Source organism: Rhizobium sp. P2_G9 (genome assembly GCF_056403475.1).
Genome location: NZ_JBFUFK010000017.1, coordinates 61,836 through 78,666 on the forward strand (window position 1 = coordinate 61,836; position 16,831 = coordinate 78,666).

Below are 16,831 nucleotides of genomic sequence, written 5' to 3' on the forward strand. Positions count from 1 at the left end.
GCGTCTTATTTTGTATGCTTGCGCAGCCGGCTCTCCCGAAGGTCGCCACTCTCATCGAGGATGGGGTGGGCGACGGAAACGATATGGGCGTTGATCCGCTTGAGATCACGTAGCAGATCGAGATGCAGCGAACTGGTCTGCAGGCTTTCGGCGCGCCCATCCCGCAATCGTTCGATATGCCTCTGAGACGATTGCTTCTCCATCATCCGGACTTCGTCCTTCACCTCCATCAGCTGGCGCGCGAGGTTGAAGTCGCGCGTCACGAAGATCGTCTGCGCCAGCCGGAGATTGTCGATGGTGAGATTGAACAGCCGATCGAGCTCCTGATAACCATCAGCCGAAAAGGACAGGCCCTGATCGATCTTCTTGGCGATCTGCGGGCAAAGTCCCTTTTCGATGATGTCGCCGATATGTTCGAGATTGATCGCATAGTCGATGACGACGAAGGAGCGGCTCGCTTGCTCCTGGTTCAGTTCCTGTCGGTTCAGCCGCGAGAGATAGAATTTGACCTCCGCCTGCAGCCTGTCGACCTGCCGCTCAAGCCCTCCAATGTCACCCAGACGAAACCGATTGTTCAGGGCGAATGCCTCTTTGGAGGAAAGAAGCATCTTCTCCACGGTGTCCCCGACCCTCAGCACCTCGCGCGTGGCATTGGTGAGCGCCACGACCGGCGTCGTGAGCTGCTGCTGGTCGAGATATTTCGGCCCGTCATCGGCCTGCGGCTCTGCCTTGATAAGCCGCGCTGTCAGTCGGGCGACCAGCGGCGTCAGCGGCCAGGCAACGAGCGCCACCGCGATGTTGAACGCCAGATGGATATCAACCGCCCAGGTCGAAGGCGAAAGCGGCAGCAACGGCAGTCTGCCGGCAAGCAGGCCGGCAAGCGGCAAGACCACGGCGCAGCCGGCAGCCCGGATGATCAGATTGCCGACGGTCACCCTGCGGGCCTCGGCCGCTGACGCCAATGTCGCGAGCACGGGCGGCACGGCCCCACCGAGATTGGCCCCCAGCACCAATGCAATCGTCAGACCCGGCGTCAGCGCTCCCGCGGCATTGAGCGAAACGATGAGCACAACGACCGCGAGGCTCGAAGAACAGAGCACCGCCAGCACCGCCGCAAAAATCAGCGCCACCGGCCAGGCGCCGTCAAGCAGCCCGATAAAGGCGCCCAAGGCTGGCGAATGACGCAGCGGCGCGGTGGCTGCCGACAGCAATTGCAGCGATAGCAACATCAGCGCGATGCCGATCAGCGCCGCACCGCCGCCCTGCCTTGCGCTGTTCTTGCCGCGATAGAGAACGATGCCGACCAGCAGCATCAGCGGCGCGAGCCATTCTATGCCTTGTGCGACGACCCAGGCCGTGACGGCAGTGCCGACATTGGCGCCCAGCAGCACGACCTGCGCCATCCGCCCTCGGATCAGGTTACGCTCGACGAAGGACGCGGTCATCAGCGCCGTCGCGGTCGAGCTCTGCAGACCAAGCGTGGCGACAAAACCGGTGACGATCGCGCGCAGGCTGCTGCTGGTGCCGCTGGCCAGGCCGCTGCGCAGTTTCGCGCCGAAGGCGCGCGATACACCTTCCTTCACCTGCGCCAGTCCGAAGAGCAACAGCCCCACCGCACCAAACAGGTTGATCATGACCAGCATCGATTCCATGCCACCGCCTTCTTACGAGATGGACTCATTGTAAACGCCAAGGAATATAGGCACATCTTGGTTTATGACAGTTTGATGACGGCAATTGCGGTCGTTGACGAAAAACTGTTAGGGCCACAACGGTCGACGCCGCCATCGACAGCCGATGTCGCCAAAGCGCCAGACATGCCCCTGTTTCCCACGGTATCAAAAAGGATCATTGCCAGCCTGGAGACTCTGTATGCGCGGAAGCTGCCTTTGCGGAAACATTTCCTACGAGATTTCCGGCCCTTTGCGGCCGGTGGTCGCCTGCCACTGTAACCAATGCCGCAAGGCCTCCGGCCACTATGTTGCGGCAACCCAGGCCCTCAAGGCCGATATCGCCATCAGCGGCGAACCGGCATGGTACAAATCCTCCGACAATGCCGAACGCGGCTTCTGCCCGACCTGCGGCAGCAATCTCTTCTGGCGGCGCTTCGGCTCTGAATATATCTCCATCCACGCTGGCGCCCTTGATGGTCCAACCGGCCTCAAGATGGAAAGCCAGCTCTATTGCGAAGATGCCGGCGATTATTACGCAGTGCCTGACCTGCCCTGCATCGATCAGTCGACGCTTGCCTGAATGGCCTCGTCGCCATCACGGAAATTTTTCTGGCCGGCTGGATTTTAACCGTCGCCATTTGCGGTAAATATCTGTTCCCGAGAGACGGCGCGACATCCGTTTGCCCCAGCCGTCTGCCTCGCCACCCGAAAATGAGGGACACTCCATGCAGATCGGAATGATGGGACTAGGCCGGATGGGCGCCAACATGGTGCGCAGGCTGATGCGCGACGGCCATGATTGCGTTGTCTACGACGTCAACGCCGATGCGGTGGCCGGGCTGAGCAAGGAAGGGGCAACCGGCACCAACTCGCTCGAGGAGTTCATCGGCAAGCTCGAAAAGCCGGCCTGTGTCTGGCTGATGCTGCCGGCGGCGATCACACCGAAGATCGCCGATCAGGTTGCCACGCTTCTGAAACCCGGCGACATCATCATCGACGGCGGCAACTCGCATTATCGCGATGCCGTCGACCATGCCGCCAGGCTCAAGCCGGCCGGCATCAGCTTTATCGACGTCGGCACGTCCGGCGGCGTCTGGGGTCTCGACCGCGGCTACTGCCTGATGATCGGCGGCCCGGAAGAGGCAGTGCGTCACCTCGACCCGATTTTCGCCACGCTCGCGCCGGGCGGCGATGCCGTGGAAGCCGGCGCCAGCGAAGGTATGCGCACCGCCCATCTCGGCTACCTGCATTGCGGCCCGAGCGGCGCCGGCCATTTCGTCAAGATGGTGCATAACGGCATCGAATACGGCGTCATGGCAGCCTATGCCGAAGGCCTCAATATCCTCAACGCCGCCGATGCCGGCAATGAGAGCCGCGAGGCGGATGCCGAGACCAGCCCGCTGCAGCATCCGGAATATTACCGCTTCGACCTTGACCTGCCGGCGATCACCGAAGTCTGGCGGCATGGCAGCGTCATCGGCTCCTGGCTGCTCGACCTGACTGCCTCCGCACTGAAGAAGGATCCGGAACTGGCAGCCTTCGGCGGCCATGTCTCCGATTCCGGCGAAGGCCGCTGGACGCTCAATGCGGCAATCGACACCGGCGTGCCGGTGCCGGTGCTGTCATCGGCCCTGTTCCAGCGCTTCAGTTCGCGCGGCGAATCCGAATTCGCCGACAAGCTGCTGTCGGCCATGCGCTACGCCTTCGGCGGCCATCTGGAGAAGCCGAAGACCTGAGCGGATGCTCACGTCGCGTCATGAAAAATGATGCCCAGCGTGTGCCGCATGCCTGATCGCAGGCGGCTCACGCCATGCCGCAAGTTGACACGGTAGCTGCCCTTGCTACCGCGCACCGGCCGGTTATGGACGGCGAAAGCCACCGCATCGCCCTGCCGCAGAGGCACAACCTCGGCCCGGCTCTGCATGCGCGGCCGCTGCTCGGTCAGCACGAATTCACCGCCGGTGAAATCCCGGCCGGGTTCGGACAAAAGGATCGCTACCTGGATCGGAAAGACCAGCGCGCCGTAGAGGTCCTGATGCAGCGCGTTGAAATCACCCGGCCCGTATTGCAACAGAAGCGGCGTCGGTCGGACCTGCCCGGCGGAATGACACAGGGCAAGATAGTCCGCATGCGCATCGGGATAGCGCATCTCCTCGCCCATGCGTTCGTTCCAGCGATCGGCGATCGGTGCGAGCCGACCATAAAGCGAAGTTCTCAGCCCCTGCACCAGGTCCGGCAGCGGATAGCGGAAATAGCGATATTCACCGCGGCCAAAACCATGCCGGGCCATTATGATATGGCTGCGGAAATGCTCTTCCCGCCGATAGAGCTCCGCGATCGAGGCGCATTCTGCCGGCGTCAGCAGGCCCTTGATCACAGCGCAGCCGAAATCGTCCAGTTCCGTGGCAATCGCTTGCCAGTCATAGGCCGCCACACGCGTTTCGGCGTCTGCGGGCTGCTCGTGCACGATCATGTTCATCATCGATCTCCTGTTCCTTGGCGATCATTTTAGGATCGGCGCGCCCGCTTGCCACCCGTTTCCTGCGGGCTTGCATGTCCGCGCATTTGCCTTGATAGGTGGGGAAACGAGGAAGAATCCGAATGGAAAACAGTTTCCTGTTTGACGGGCCGGCGGACGCAGGCGTCACGATCCTGCTCGCCCATGGCGCCGGTGCGCCGATGGATTCCGCTTCGATGACCGCGGCCGCCGAAGCGCTGGCGGCCATGGGCTTGCGCGTCGCCCGCTTCGAATTCGGCTATATGGCCGCGCGGCGCACCGGTCAGACGAAGCCGCCACCAAAAGCGGAACTGGTCATGCCGGAATATATCGACGCGATCGAACAGTTGGGTGCGAAAGGCAAACTGATCATCGGCGGCAAATCCATGGGCGGCCGCGTCGCCAGCATGGTCGCGGACACGCTCCATGCGCAAGGCAAGATCGCCGGCCTTCTCTGCCTCGGCTATCCCTTCCACCCACCAGGCAAGCCGGAGCAGTTGCGAACGGCCCACCTCGCCACGTTGAAAACCCCTGCATTGATAGCCCAGGGAACGCGGGATCCGTTTGGCACGATTGACGAAGTGCCGGCATACACGCTCTCGGACCGGATCGAGATCTTCTGGCTTGAAGACGGCGACCACGATCTCAAGCCGCGCAAGAAAATCTCCGGCTTCTCGGCGGCAGATCATATAGCCGCCATGGCGCGCAAGGTGCGGAATTGGGCGGACGCGATATGATCAATTTGTCGCGGCTCGAAGATTCCATCTTGTTCGTTGATAATAAGGGAATATAACGAATTCTCTTCCAGTCAATCAATGCCCTTTGATTGGCCCCTGATCCCGCCGGACGTGCTGAATGCGCTGTCCGACGGGTTTTTTGCTCTTTCCAGAGCGCCTTCACGCCTGGCCGACCGCGTTCTGGCGCGCCACGCGACTGCCGTCCAGCCGCTGGTCATACGCATCGGTTTTACCGGGCCAATCGCCGACAGTTGACCCACCATTTGCCGACTGGGCTCATTCGACATCAGGCCGGTAGCCCTAACCGTCCCGCAAAAGACTTCATCCGCGCCATCACACTTGCATCATGCAAGTCGCTATGCTAGTCACTAGCATCATGCAACGGACTAGTTTCAAGAGCTTCAAATGCCCCGCCGCCCGCGCGCTCGACAGCGTCGGCGATTGGTGGAGCATTCTGATTCTTCGCGATGCCTTCCAGGGCCTGATGCGTTTCGACGAGTTCCAGAAGAGCCTCGGTATCGCGCCCAACATCCTGACACGCCGCCTGAAACACCTGGTCGACGAAGGCGTGTTCGAAAAACATCGCTATAGCGAGCGGCCGGTCCGAGTCGAATATCGGCTGACGGACAAGGGCCGCGATTTTTTCCCCGTGCTGATGGCGCTGTTCTCCTGGGGCAGCCGGCATGTGCCGGAAGACGACCTCGCCTTCCTGCTCGCAGATGCTGGCTCCGGCAAGGAACGCCGCACGCTGCTCGTCGACGCGGAGACCGGCGAGGAACTGAAACCGGAAAACACCAGCCTGCTGCCGGGACCGGCGGCGGACGACGAGGATCGTGAGCGCATCGCGCGCATGCGGGCCTGGTATCTCGGCATCGACGCTTGAAGGAACATTTTCATGGAACGCATCGTGGTCACGGGAATGGGTGTGGTCTCGCCGCTCGGCGTCGGCGTTGACACATCGTGGAGACGGCTGCTCGCTGGCGGTTCGGGCGTGCGGCGCCTGCCGGAGGAAGAGGTCGCCGACCTGCCGCTGAAGATCGCCGGCCGCGTGCCGGATCTGGCTGACGATCCGGAGGGCGGCTTCGACTCCGACCGCTACATCGTGCCGAAGGACCAGAAGAAGATGGATCGCTTCATCCACTTCGCCATGGCCGCCACCCAGGAAGCGCTCGACCAAGCCGGATGGCATCCGACCGATGCGGACGACCTCGAGCGGACGGCAACGATCATCGCCTCGGGCATCGGCGGCTTCCCGGCGATCGCCGATGCGGTTCGCACCGCGGGGACGAAGGGCGTGCGCAGGCTGTCGCCCTTCACCGTTCCCTCCTTCCTTGCCAATCTTGCCGCCGGCCAGGTCAGCATCCGCCATGGTTTCAAGGGGCCGCTCGGCACGCCGGTGACGGCTTGCGCGGCCAGCGTCCAGGCGATCGGAGACGCCGCGCGGCTGATCCGGTCCGGTGAGGCCGATGTCGTGGTCTGTGGCGGCGCAGAGGCCTGTATCGACCCGGTCAGCCTTGGCGGCTTTGCGGCGGCGCGGGCGCTGTCGACCGGTTTCAACGACACGCCGGAACTGGCATCGCGCCCATTCGACACTGCCCGCGATGGCTTCGTCATGGGCGAAGGCGCCGGCATCCTGGTGATCGAGACGCTGGAACATGCCCTGGCCCGCGGCGCTGCGCCGCTGGCCGAACTCGTCGGCTATGGCACCTCTGCCGACGCCTATCACATGACCTCCGGCCCCGAAGACGGCGACGGCGCCCGCCGCGCCATGCTGACCGCGCTAAAGCAAGCCAAACTGCAGCCGGCCGAGGTGCAGCATCTCAACGCCCATTCGACCTCGACGCCGGTCGGCGACCGCGGCGAGTTGGAGGCGATCAAGAGCGTCTTCGGCCGCGACGGCTCCATTGCGGTCAGCGGCACCAAATCGGCCACCGGCCACCTGCTTGGCGCCGCCGGCGGGCTCGAAGCAGTCTTCACCATCATGGCACTGCGCGACCAGATCGCCCCGCCGACGCGCAACCTCGTCCATCCCGATCCGGTCGCGGAAGGCCTGGACCTCGTCGGCGGCAATGCCCGGCCGATGGTGATGGAACACGCCATTTCCAACGGTTTTGGTTTCGGCGGCGTCAACGCCAGTGCGCTGTTCCGGCGGTGGGGTTGAGGCTGGTCTACTTTGGAAGAAGAGCTTACCCCTCACCAAGCGCGGCCAAGCAATCGGCTACGCCTCTCGCGGCCTTGCTATCCTCTCCCACAGGGGGCGAGGAAAAACCTGTTGCGCCGTTGCAGCGAACCGCGCCGTCGTATTTGTGGCGAAGCATTGCCGCGAGTTTTCCTCGCCCCTTGCGGGAGAGGATACGAAGGCCGGGTGAACGCAGTGAACCCTTGGCCGGAGTTGGTGAGGGGTAAATGAGACCCCCACCCTACTCCGCATACTCCGCCCCTATCGACATCGCACAGGTCAGTGAAATCTGCGACATCGGCAGCCTCGATTGCTCGGCCCAGGCGTTGAATGCCTCCTGGATCGCCCGCCGCTCGCTCTTGGTGCTGCCATCCCCGGTGATCGCGCCGGCATCCTTCAAGCAGGCGATCACATCCTGCGAGAGCACGAAATTGTCCTTGCCGATGGCCCGCAGGGCATATTGACCGGTATAGCCACCCAGCCGCTCTCCGCGCTTGGTCAGGAAATCGAGCAGGCCGATCTGGTCGGTTGCCGGCCACTCGAGCAGATAACGGACAGCACTGCGATGCTCCTTCGTCAGGTCGCTGACAAAGGCGGCATTGTGGCGGATGGCGTTGACCTTGGCGCCATGGCGGATGATGCGCGTGTCGCCCAGGAGGTCATGCCAGAAATCGTCGGGCTGGATGTTGAGCAGGTTGGGATCAAAGCCGAGCAATGCCTCTTCGGTGCCCGGCCACTTGTTCTCGACCACTTTGTGGGAAATGCCAGCCGCGAAAATATGGAAGGCCATGGACGATAGCAGGCGCGCATCCGTCGGCTCAGCCTCCGGCCGCGCCAATCGCCTGGCGATGATCTCCGCAAGCCCTTCCTTGCCCTTGCGCGCCTCGGCACGCGCCTTGATCACGTCGAATGGTGTCAATTGCATCGACTTCCCCTTGCCTTGTCCGAATATCCCTCTCACGTTCAACGTTATTACGGGTGTGAGGAAAATCAAGCGGGCGACCGGCAGGCCGAAATTTCTGACTGTAATCGAACTGTCATAAACGGCTGCGATTGTCGGCCCGAGTCTGGGGCCTTGCATGCAAAAAAGCGTGCGTGGCGACATTTGGGGTGAACGGGCAGATGCCAGAGTCTGCACAGATGAGGAAACGAAGCATGGCCGAGACCGATATCGTACCGATGACAGCGTCCGCCAACCTGCCTGCGGTCACCGCCGACCCGGCCGAGGTGGCCAGGATCGCCAACACGATCAACATCTCCGACCGCGCCTCGATCTCGGTCTACGGCGACAACGCCCAGCAATCGGTCACCAGCTATGCCGACAAGATCCTCGCCGGCATCCGCAACAAGGACCTCGGCGACACCGGCAAACTGCTCACCGAAATCATCCTCAAATCCAAGAGCCTCGATCCGGCGACGCTCAAGGAACAGGGTTTTTTCAGCCGCCTGTTCTCCTCGGCCCAGGCACAGATCGAAAAATTCAAATTGCAGTTCGACGATGTCGCCAGCCAGATCGACCGTATCGGCCTGGAACTCGACCGCCACAAGGATGTGCTACGCCGTGACATCGCCATCCTCGACGACCTGCATGACGAAACCAAGGAGGCGATCCTGCGCCTCGACGCCTATGTTCAGGCAGGCAAGCAATTCGCCGAGAATTTCCGCAGCGTTGAACTCCCGAAGCTCAAAGCCACGGCCGATGCTGCGACAGGCGGCCAGAGCGGCGGCATGCTCGAAGCGCAGACCTACCAGGATGCGATGCAGGCGCTCGATCGCCTGGAAAAACGCGTCTTCTACCTGCAGCAGGCCCGTCAGCTCGGCATCCAGCAATTGCCGCAGATCCGCATCGTCCAGGCCGGAGACGAAACGCTGATCGAGAACCTGCAGGCGACCTCGACGCTGACCGTCCCCGCCTGGAAGCAGAAAATGGTGATCATGCTCGGGCTGACGCAGCAGAAATCGGCGCTGGACCTGCAGAAGACCGTCACCGACGCCACCAACACGATGATCCGCCAAGCCTCCGAGATGATGAAGGAACAGGCGATCGCGGTCGAGGAGCAGGCCCAGCGCGGCATTGTCGATATCGACACGCTCGCCAAGGCCAACCAGGACCTGATCGACACGATCGGCGGCGTGCTCAAGGTGCAAGAGGACGGCCGCAAGAAGCGTGCGCTGGCCGAACAGCAGATGGAGCAGATGACGGTGGAGCTCAAGAAGGCGCTGACCCAGGCCTGAGGAGCCAAAAATGTTCAAAGCCCTGCTGACGGCTCTTGCCCTCGCCACGACCCTTGTCCTCGCCGGCTGCGGCAACAAGGGACCGGAATTCTCGATCATCTCCGGCTCGGAAAACACCGTGCTGGAACCGATCGTACAGGATTTCTGCAAGCAAAAGGGCGCCACCTGCACGATGACCTATGCCGGCACGCTCGATATCGGCCTTGCCCTGCAAAGCAAGGACGGGGTGAAGCAGGACGCCGTCTGGCCGGCATCCAGCGTCTGGGTCGACATGTTCGACACCGGCCGCAAGGTCAAATCGCTGACCTCGATCGTGCAGATGCCGGTCATCCTCGGCGTCCGCAAGTCCAAGGCCGACGAACTCGGCTGGGTCGGCAAGCCGGTCTACATGAAGGATATTCTCGCAGCCGTGAACAAGGGCTCGCTGAAATTCCTGATGACGTCTGCGACGCAGTCCAATTCCGGCGCCAGTGCCTATCTCGCGATGCTGTCGAGCGCACTCGCCGGCAAACAGGTGATCGAGCCGGGCGATCTCGACAAGCAGGAGGTCCAGAACACGGTCAAGCAATTGCTCGCCGGCGTCGAGCGTTCCTCCGGCTCGTCCGGCTGGCTCGCCGACCTCTATCTCGACTCGGCAAAGAATGGCACGGAATATGATGCCATGTGGAACTATGAGGCTGTGCTCAAGGAAACCAATGACCGGCTGCTGGGTGACGGCAAGGAGCCGCTCTTTTTCATCTATCCGGCCGATGGCGTGGCCGTGGCGGACTCGCCGATCGGCTTCGTCGATCATGGCCGCGGCGCCGATGTCGAGACCTTCTTCAACGACCTGCTCGCCTATCTGCAGACCCCGGACGTGCAGAAGCGCATCGCCGACACCGGCCGGCGCATTCCACTCGGCAGCATCACCGCCAAGCCGGAGCCGCAATGGAATTTCGATCCGGCCAAGCTGGTGACGGCGATCCGCCTGCCGGAGCCGACGGTCATTCGACAAGCGCTCACGCTCTATCAGACTGCGCTGCGCAAGCCTTCCCTGACGGCGATCTGCCTGGATTTCTCCGGCTCGATGGAGGGCAAGGGCGAAGACCAGTTGCAGCAGGCCATGCAATTCCTGTTTACGCCGGGCGAGGCCGATAAGATGCTGGTGCAGTGGACGCCATCCGACCGCATCGTCATCATCCCGTTTGATGCACATGTGCGGCGGACCTTCGAAGGCACCGGTACACCGGCCGACCAGGCGACGCTGCTCTCGAATGTCTCGGGCCAGCACGCCAGCGGCGGCACCGACATGTATGACTGCGCCAACACGGCGATCGACAAGATCGCCCAGACGCCCGATCTCGGCTCCTACCTGCCGGCGATCGTCATCATGACTGACGGCCGCAGCGACGGCGACAAGCCGGGCTTCTACAGCCGCTGGAAGGCAACGCAACCGCATGTGCCGGTCTTCGGCATTACCTTCGGCGACGCCGACAAGACCCAGCTCGACGAGCTTGCCAAGGCGACTTCGGCGCGCGTTTTTGACGGCGCCTCCGATCTAGCCGGTGCCTTCCGCGCCGTCAGAGGCTATAACTGACACATGCGCTCACTGTTCGGCAATGATTGGAACTGGATCGTGGCAGGCATCGCCGCCGCGATCCTCCTGCCCATTCTCAGCGTGATCTTCGGCGTTCCCCTGTGGATCTCCGCGGTGATCGCGCTGATCGTCTTCGCGGCCCTGGTTCTGCTGCTGTCTCCTCGGCAGATGTTTGAGGGCGTCGATGTCAAGGCGATCGGCAGCGGCCGCATCGAATTTGCCCGCGATCTGCTGAGCGAGGCGGAACCCTATGCGGAACGGCTGCGGGCTTCTGCCGCAAAAATCCAGGACAAGGCAACGGCCGCCCGCGTAAAACACCTCGCCGACATCGCCGCCGACGTCTTCGCCAAGGTCGAGGCCAATCCCGGCAATGCATCGACCGTCAAGCGCTTCCTGAGTTACTACATTCCCCGCTCGGCCGAAGTCGCCGAAGGCTTTGCCGTCATCGAGGCCAAGCGGGCGCCCGACAAGGCCAAGCTCGACGAGGTCCGCTCGGTGCTGGAAAAGCTCGAAGAAGCCTTCGTCCACTATGCCGACAGCCTTGTCGATGACGAACTCGGCTCGCTCGACACCGACCTGCGCCTGATCCAGGCTTCGCTCAAAGAGGATATTCAGACCTGATGGCAATGTCTCGCCGCACACTCGGATTGGGGCTTCTGGCGCTCGCGGCTGCCGGCACCGGCGGCTATCTTACCCTTAAGGACCGGCCGGAATTCCAGGGACTGCTCGGCAACCGCACGAAACTTTCCGGTTTCATCGGCGGCGAGAAACAGGCTTTCGTCGAGGATCCTGACGTCGTCCATGCACTCGGCAGCTACGGCCTGCAGCTCGATGCGCGGGTCGCCGGCTCGGTCGAAATGGTGCGCGAGCAGGCGCTGCTGTCGCAGAACCCGGCTTTTCTCTGGCCCTCCTCCTCGATCATGGTCGACTTGGCGCGCAAGAGCGGCGTCAAGGTGCGCAACGACCAGGTCGTGCTGAACTCGCCCGTCGTGGTCTACACCTGGCAGCCGGTCGCCGACGGGCTGATCAAGCATGGCCTGGTGAAGCTGACGCCAGGCAAGCAGTATCAACTCGATCTGGCCGCGCTTCTGAAGGCATTGCTGGCCAACCAGGACTGGTCCTCGCTCGGTGTCGACGCGCTCTACGGCAAGGCCCGTCTCATCTCCACCGATCCCAATCGCTCCAATTCCGGCTTCATGTTCGCCGGCCTCGTGCTCAGCCTGCTCGCCGGCGACGTCGCCAAGGCCGATGACCTACAGAAATATGGCCAGCAGGCGCAGGCAATCTTCCGCGGCATGGGCTTCAAATCCTCGTCTTCCGGAAAACTGTTCGACCAATACATTGCCGGAGGCCTGGGCGGCGAGCCCATGGTCGTCGGCTACGAGAACCAGCTGGTCGAATGGATTCTCGCCGATCCGAACCGCTGGGACCGGGTGATGAAGAGCAGCGGCGCCAAGCCTGTCGTCCTCTATCCGCGCCCGACCGTCTATTCCGCCCATCCGCTGATCGTCATCGACGACCAGGCAAGCCGCCTGCTCGACGCGCTGATGTCGCCAAAACTGCAGGAACTCGCCTGGACCAAGCACGGCTTTCGCGGGCCTCTGGGCGCGGTTACCGGCACGACCGACGGCGCCATTGCCGCCATGCTACCGGCCGAAGTCGACGCCATCCTGCCGATGCCGGATGCGGATGTGATGCTGCCGCTACTGGATCTGCTGAAGGCTTAAGCATCGGTTTTTCAACGAGTTGAAGATGGACGACGACTATCAGCCCGAAGAAATTGTTGCTCGATTTGGCGAGGCCATCGCCAAGCTTCACGAGCGTAGGGTCGCAATAGCGGAACGGAGATTGATGTCGATTCGGTCACCGCAGTCAGAACATGACCATGCTATGGCAGCATATTTCAACGCTATGAACGAGGATAAGATGATCATAGCGCTGACGCAGTTTTCGATCGAAGGCGTTCTGCATGACTTGTTCTTCATGTTCGACCAACACCCCGAGTTCAAGCTCATACTTCAAAGTGAAACGGGCGAGATGATCGATCTCGCCCAAACGGAAGAGGTGATACAGGCGTTCCCACAGATCTGGATCGAAGAGCGTTCGAGTGCTGGCCTTGAAACCGATAAAGTCATTGCTTTCTTGAGGGAAAAGTTGAACCTCAACGAAACGCGTCAAGAAAGACGCGCCAGGATTTTGGCCGAAAAGAACAAAGACAAGCCCGCGACTTGACTCGATTTCGTGAGGTCACTCCGGCAACCCGAACCCTCCCGGTGTCGGCGTGATCAGCACCATCACTTCGCCCGCATCCACTACCGTCTGGTCGCTGGCCTTCAGCGTCTCCAGCCGGAAATCGTTGCGGCGGATCGCCGTCGAGCCGGTCTCGCCCTGCCCGCCCCCGGCAAGGCCAAGCGGCGGCCGGTTGCGGTGCGACGACAGGATGGCGAATTCCATTTTCTCGAGGAAACGGATGATGCGGACAGTGCCGTCGCCACCGTTCCATTTGCCGCGGCCGCCCGAACCCTGACGGATATAGAACTCCTCGAGCAGCACGGGGAATCGGAGCTCCAGGATTTCCGGATCGGTGAGGCGCGAATTGGTCATATGCGTGTGCACGCCCGAGGTGCCGGCAAAGCCACGTCCATTGTTGAACTGCCCTGCCGGCGCACCGGAGCAGATCGTCTCGTAATACTGGTACTTTTGATTGCCGAAGGTCAGGTTGTTCATCGTCCCCTGCGAATTCGCCATCGCCCCCATCGCGCCGAACAGCGCGTTGGTGACATGCTGCGACGTCTCGACATTGCCGGCGACCACGGCGGCCGGATAGCTGGGCTTGAGCATGCAGCCATCGGGAATGACGATGTTGATCGGCCGAAGGCATCCGGCATTCATCGGGATATTGTCCTCGACCATGACCCGGAAGGCGTAGAGTACGGCCGCCCGCGCGACAGGTTCCGGCGCATTGAAATTGTTCTTCATCACCGGCGACGTACCAGTAAAATCCACCGTCGCCTCGCGCTTGTCCCGATCGACGCTGATCCTGACCTTGATCACCTGCCCGGTGTCGGTCGGATATTCGTAGGACGCAGTATCCGGCAGCCGTTCCAGCACCCGCCGCACGCTCTCCGCCGCATTGTCCTGCACATGGCCCATATAGGCCTCGACGACAGGCAGGCTGAAATGCACCACCATCTTTCTGAGTTCGGCGACGCCCTTCTCGTTGGAGGCGATCTGCGCCTTGATGTCGGCAATGTTCTGCTGCGGATTGCGCGCTGGATAGGGATGGTTGGTGAGCAGGTCGAGCAATTCCGCTTCGCAGAACCGGCCGCGATCGACCAGATGGAAATTGTCGAACAGCACGCCCTCTTCATCGACCGTGGTGGCAAGCGGCGTCATCGAGCCGGGTGCCGTGCCGCCGATATCGGCATGATGGCCGCGCGCGGCGACGTAGAACAACACAGCCTTGCCCGCGTCGTCGAAGACCGGCGTGACAACGGTAATGTCAGGCAGATGCGTACCGCCATTATAGGGCGCATTGAGGGCAAACACATCGCCCGGCCGGATGGCGCCTTCGTTGAGGCGAATGATCGTCTCCACCGACCGGTCCATCGACCCCAGATGCACCGGCATATGCGGCGCATTCGCCACCAGGGCCCCGGTCCGATCGAAGACGGCGCAGGAAAAATCCAGCCTTTCCTTGATATTGACCGAATAGGCGGTGTTCTGCAGCGTCACCCCCATCTGCTCGGCGATCGACATGAAGAGATTGTTGAAAATCTCCAGCATCACAGGATCGGCCTCGGTGCCGAGGGCGGCCCGCCGGCGCTTCGCCTCGATCCGCCGCAGCAGGATATGGTTCTTCGCCGTGATCTCCGCCTGCCAGCCGGGTTCGACGACGATCGTCTGGTTCGGTTCGATGATCAGCGCCGGGCCAGAGGCCTTGTGACCGGGTCCGAGCGCTTCGCGCCTGAAAACGCCCGCGTCTCGCCATTCGCCTTCTGAGAACAGCCTGCGATGCTCGACAGGCACGGCATCCTTGTCATCCACCGTCAGTTCGACTTCGTCGCGCCGTTGCGCGCTGGTGTCGGTACCTTCGATGGCAACCGCTTCGATCACCATCGCCTTGTTTTCATAGACGAAGCCGAATTGTGCCTTGTGCGCCGCCTCGAATTCGGCCTTCGCCCGCTCCATCGACCGATGCACGAAAGTGACCGGCAGCGCTGTATCGGTGCCGTCATAGCGGACATGCAGCGTCAGCCTGAGCGATACGGAATCGGCCCCGATGCCCTGCGCCGCCAGTTCCTCCACGACGGCGCTGCCGAGCCTAGCAGCCAGCGCGTCGACCTCGCCCCTGGACTGCTCGGCAAGCGGCAAGAGCAACGCTTGTTGCCGCGAAGCAAATACCGACGACAGACCGATGCCATAAGCCGACAGCAACCCGGAAAACGGATGGATCAGCACCGTCGACATGCCCAGTGCATCGGCGACCAGGCAGGCATGCTGGCCACCGGCACCGCCGAAACAATTCAAGAGATAGCCGGTGACGTCATAGCCGCGCTGCACCGAGATCTTCTTGATCGCATTGGCCATGTTCTCGACTGCGATAGCGACAAAACCTTCGGCCACGCTTTCCGGCGTGTAGCCGCCGCCGGCCTCCGCCGCCAGCGCCGCAAATTTCTCCCGAACGACCTCCGCGTCCAGGCTCTCATCCTGACCCGGTCCGAATATCCTCGGGAAAAGCTCGGGCTGCAGCTTGCCGAGCATGACATTGGCATCCGTCACCGCCAACGGTCCGCCGCGCCGGTAGCAGGCCGGCCCCGGATTGGCGCCGGCCGAATCCGGCCCGACGCGAAACCTCCCTGCCTCGAAATGCAGGATCGAGCCGCCACCCGCGGCCACGGTATGGATGCGCATCATCGGCGCCCGCACGCGCACGCCCGCCACCTCCGTGTCGAAGGCGCGCTCATATTCGCCATCGTAGTGCGCGACATCGGTGGAGGTCCCGCCCATGTCGAAGCCGATCACCTTGCCGAAGCCGGCAAGCCTTGCCGTCTCCACCATGCCGACCACGCCGCCGGCCGGGCCGGAGAGCAGCGCATCCTTGCCCTGGAACAGATCGGCACGCGTCAAGCCGCCTGAGGACATCATGAACATCAGCCGCGGCCCGTCGTCGGCGCCCGCCGCAACTCCAAGCTCGCCGGCAACCTGCTGCACATAGCGCGCGAGGATCGGCGACAGATAGGCATCGACGACGGCGGTGTCGCCGCGTCCGACCAGCTTGACCAGCGGCGATGTCACGTGGCTCGCCGATATCTGGCGGAAGCCGACCAAGCGGCAGAAATCTGCGATCGCCTGCTCATGCTCTGGATATTTCCACGAATGCATGCAGACGATCGCCACTGCCTTGATGCCGTCTGCAAACGCCTCTCGAATCAGGGGCTCGGCCGCAGTCAGATCGAGTTCGCGCTCGATCGTACCATCGGCACGAATCCGCTCGTCGACCTCGGCCACCCGCTCGTAGAGCTGTTCCGGCAGAACGATCTCTTTGGCGAAAATATCCGGCCGCGCCTGATAGGCGATGCGCAGCGCATCGCGAAAACCCCTTGTGATCAAGAGCAGGACACGATCACCCTTGCGCTCCAGCAGCGCATTGGTGGCGACCGTCGTGCCCATCTTGATATCGCCCACCAGTCCGGCGGGAATCGCATCGCCCGAATCAAGCCCCAGGAGATCGCGGATGCCCTGGATCGCCGCATCACGATAGGCCTCCGGATTCTCCGAGAGCAGCTTGCGCGGATGCAGCGAGCCGTCCGGCGCCCGGCCGATCACATCGGTGAAGGTGCCGCCCCGGTCGATCCAGAAATCCCACCTGCCTGCGGCCATCGCTCGTCTCCACCGTTTTTCATGTGCATAAAGGACATCCCGGTCACCGGC

General features: G+C 62.3%; 14 protein-coding genes. 10 read left to right on the top strand and 4 right to left on the bottom strand.

The annotated features are described in order from the left end of the window. Positions 1 to 5: 5 nt before the first annotated feature. Positions 6 to 1,652, bottom strand: a complete 1,647-nt coding sequence (locus AC1DYF_RS16375; RefSeq protein WP_477877802.1) for a Na/Pi cotransporter family protein — start codon at positions 1,650 to 1,652, stop codon at positions 6 to 8. Positions 1,653 to 1,872: 220 nt separating this feature from the next. On the opposite strand from AC1DYF_RS16375, the gene AC1DYF_RS16380 reads away from it, so the two are divergent. After that, positions 1,873 to 2,253 (top strand): GFA family protein, encoded by a 381-nt coding sequence (locus tag AC1DYF_RS16380; RefSeq protein WP_477877803.1) that lies wholly within the window; start codon positions 1,873 to 1,875, stop codon positions 2,251 to 2,253. A 145-nt stretch (positions 2,254 to 2,398) separates the two neighbouring features. Beyond that, entirely contained in the window at positions 2,399 to 3,409 is a 1,011-nt protein-coding gene (gene gnd, locus AC1DYF_RS16385; RefSeq protein ID WP_477877804.1) for a phosphogluconate dehydrogenase (NAD(+)-dependent, decarboxylating), read from the top strand. 8 nt (positions 3,410 to 3,417) lie between these two features. On the opposite strand, the gene AC1DYF_RS16390 is transcribed toward gnd, so the two are convergent. Next, complete coding sequence (locus AC1DYF_RS16390) at positions 3,418 to 4,152, bottom strand: 2OG-Fe(II) oxygenase (protein ID WP_477877805.1); 735 nt, start codon at positions 4,150 to 4,152, stop codon at positions 3,418 to 3,420. 122 nt (positions 4,153 to 4,274) lie between these two features. On the opposite strand from AC1DYF_RS16390, the gene AC1DYF_RS16395 reads away from it, so the two are divergent. The 3 genes from AC1DYF_RS16395 (at position 4,275) to fabF (ending at position 7,068) form a co-directional block, all read left to right on the top strand. Continuing rightward, on the top strand, positions 4,275 to 4,907 hold the full coding sequence (locus AC1DYF_RS16395; protein ID WP_477877806.1) for an alpha/beta hydrolase family protein: 633 nt from the start codon (positions 4,275 to 4,277) through the stop codon (positions 4,905 to 4,907). Positions 4,908 to 5,283: 376 nt separating this feature from the next. After that, the gene (locus AC1DYF_RS16400; RefSeq protein WP_477877807.1) at positions 5,284 to 5,790 is read left to right on the top strand and encodes a winged helix-turn-helix transcriptional regulator; all 507 of its coding nucleotides are present in this window, start codon (positions 5,284 to 5,286) and stop codon (positions 5,788 to 5,790) included. A gap of 12 nt (positions 5,791 to 5,802) precedes the next feature. Continuing rightward, positions 5,803 to 7,068, top strand: coding sequence for a beta-ketoacyl-ACP synthase II (fabF, locus tag AC1DYF_RS16405; RefSeq protein WP_477877808.1), 1,266 nt, complete (start codon positions 5,803 to 5,805; stop codon positions 7,066 to 7,068). Between the two features lie 259 nt (positions 7,069 to 7,327). Here fabF and AC1DYF_RS16410 read toward each other — a convergent pair whose 3' ends face one another. After that, entirely contained in the window at positions 7,328 to 8,011 is a 684-nt protein-coding gene (locus AC1DYF_RS16410; RefSeq protein ID WP_477877809.1) for a DNA-3-methyladenine glycosylase I, read from the bottom strand. A gap of 230 nt (positions 8,012 to 8,241) precedes the next feature. Here AC1DYF_RS16410 and AC1DYF_RS16415 point away from each other — a divergent pair, with 230 nt between their 5' ends. The 5 genes from AC1DYF_RS16415 to AC1DYF_RS16435 are packed head-to-tail and all read left to right on the top strand — an operon-like array spanning position 8,242 to position 13,129. Next, positions 8,242 to 9,321, top strand: coding sequence for a toxic anion resistance protein (locus AC1DYF_RS16415; RefSeq protein ID WP_477877810.1), 1,080 nt, complete (start codon positions 8,242 to 8,244; stop codon positions 9,319 to 9,321). Positions 9,322 to 9,331: 10 nt separating this feature from the next. Then, positions 9,332 to 10,897 (top strand): substrate-binding domain-containing protein, encoded by a 1,566-nt coding sequence (locus tag AC1DYF_RS16420; RefSeq protein WP_477877811.1) that lies wholly within the window; start codon positions 9,332 to 9,334, stop codon positions 10,895 to 10,897. Positions 10,898 to 10,900: 3 nt separating this feature from the next. Beyond that, complete coding sequence (locus tag AC1DYF_RS16425; RefSeq protein ID WP_477877812.1) at positions 10,901 to 11,518, top strand: 5-bromo-4-chloroindolyl phosphate hydrolysis family protein; 618 nt, start codon at positions 10,901 to 10,903, stop codon at positions 11,516 to 11,518. Continuing rightward, a complete protein-coding gene (locus AC1DYF_RS16430) occupies positions 11,518 to 12,624 on the top strand; it encodes a hypothetical protein (protein WP_477877813.1) in 1,107 nt (368 codons plus the stop codon). The genes AC1DYF_RS16425 and AC1DYF_RS16430 overlap by 1 nt, the downstream gene beginning before the upstream one ends. A gap of 25 nt (positions 12,625 to 12,649) precedes the next feature. Then, positions 12,650 to 13,129: a hypothetical protein gene (locus tag AC1DYF_RS16435; protein WP_477877814.1), complete on the top strand. Its 480-nt coding sequence runs from the start codon at positions 12,650 to 12,652 to the stop codon at positions 13,127 to 13,129. A 15-nt stretch (positions 13,130 to 13,144) separates the two neighbouring features. On the opposite strand, the gene AC1DYF_RS16440 is transcribed toward AC1DYF_RS16435, so the two are convergent. Next, complete coding sequence (locus tag AC1DYF_RS16440) at positions 13,145 to 16,780, bottom strand: hydantoinase B/oxoprolinase family protein (RefSeq protein WP_477877815.1); 3,636 nt, start codon at positions 16,778 to 16,780, stop codon at positions 13,145 to 13,147. Positions 16,781 to 16,831 lie beyond the last annotated feature (51 nt).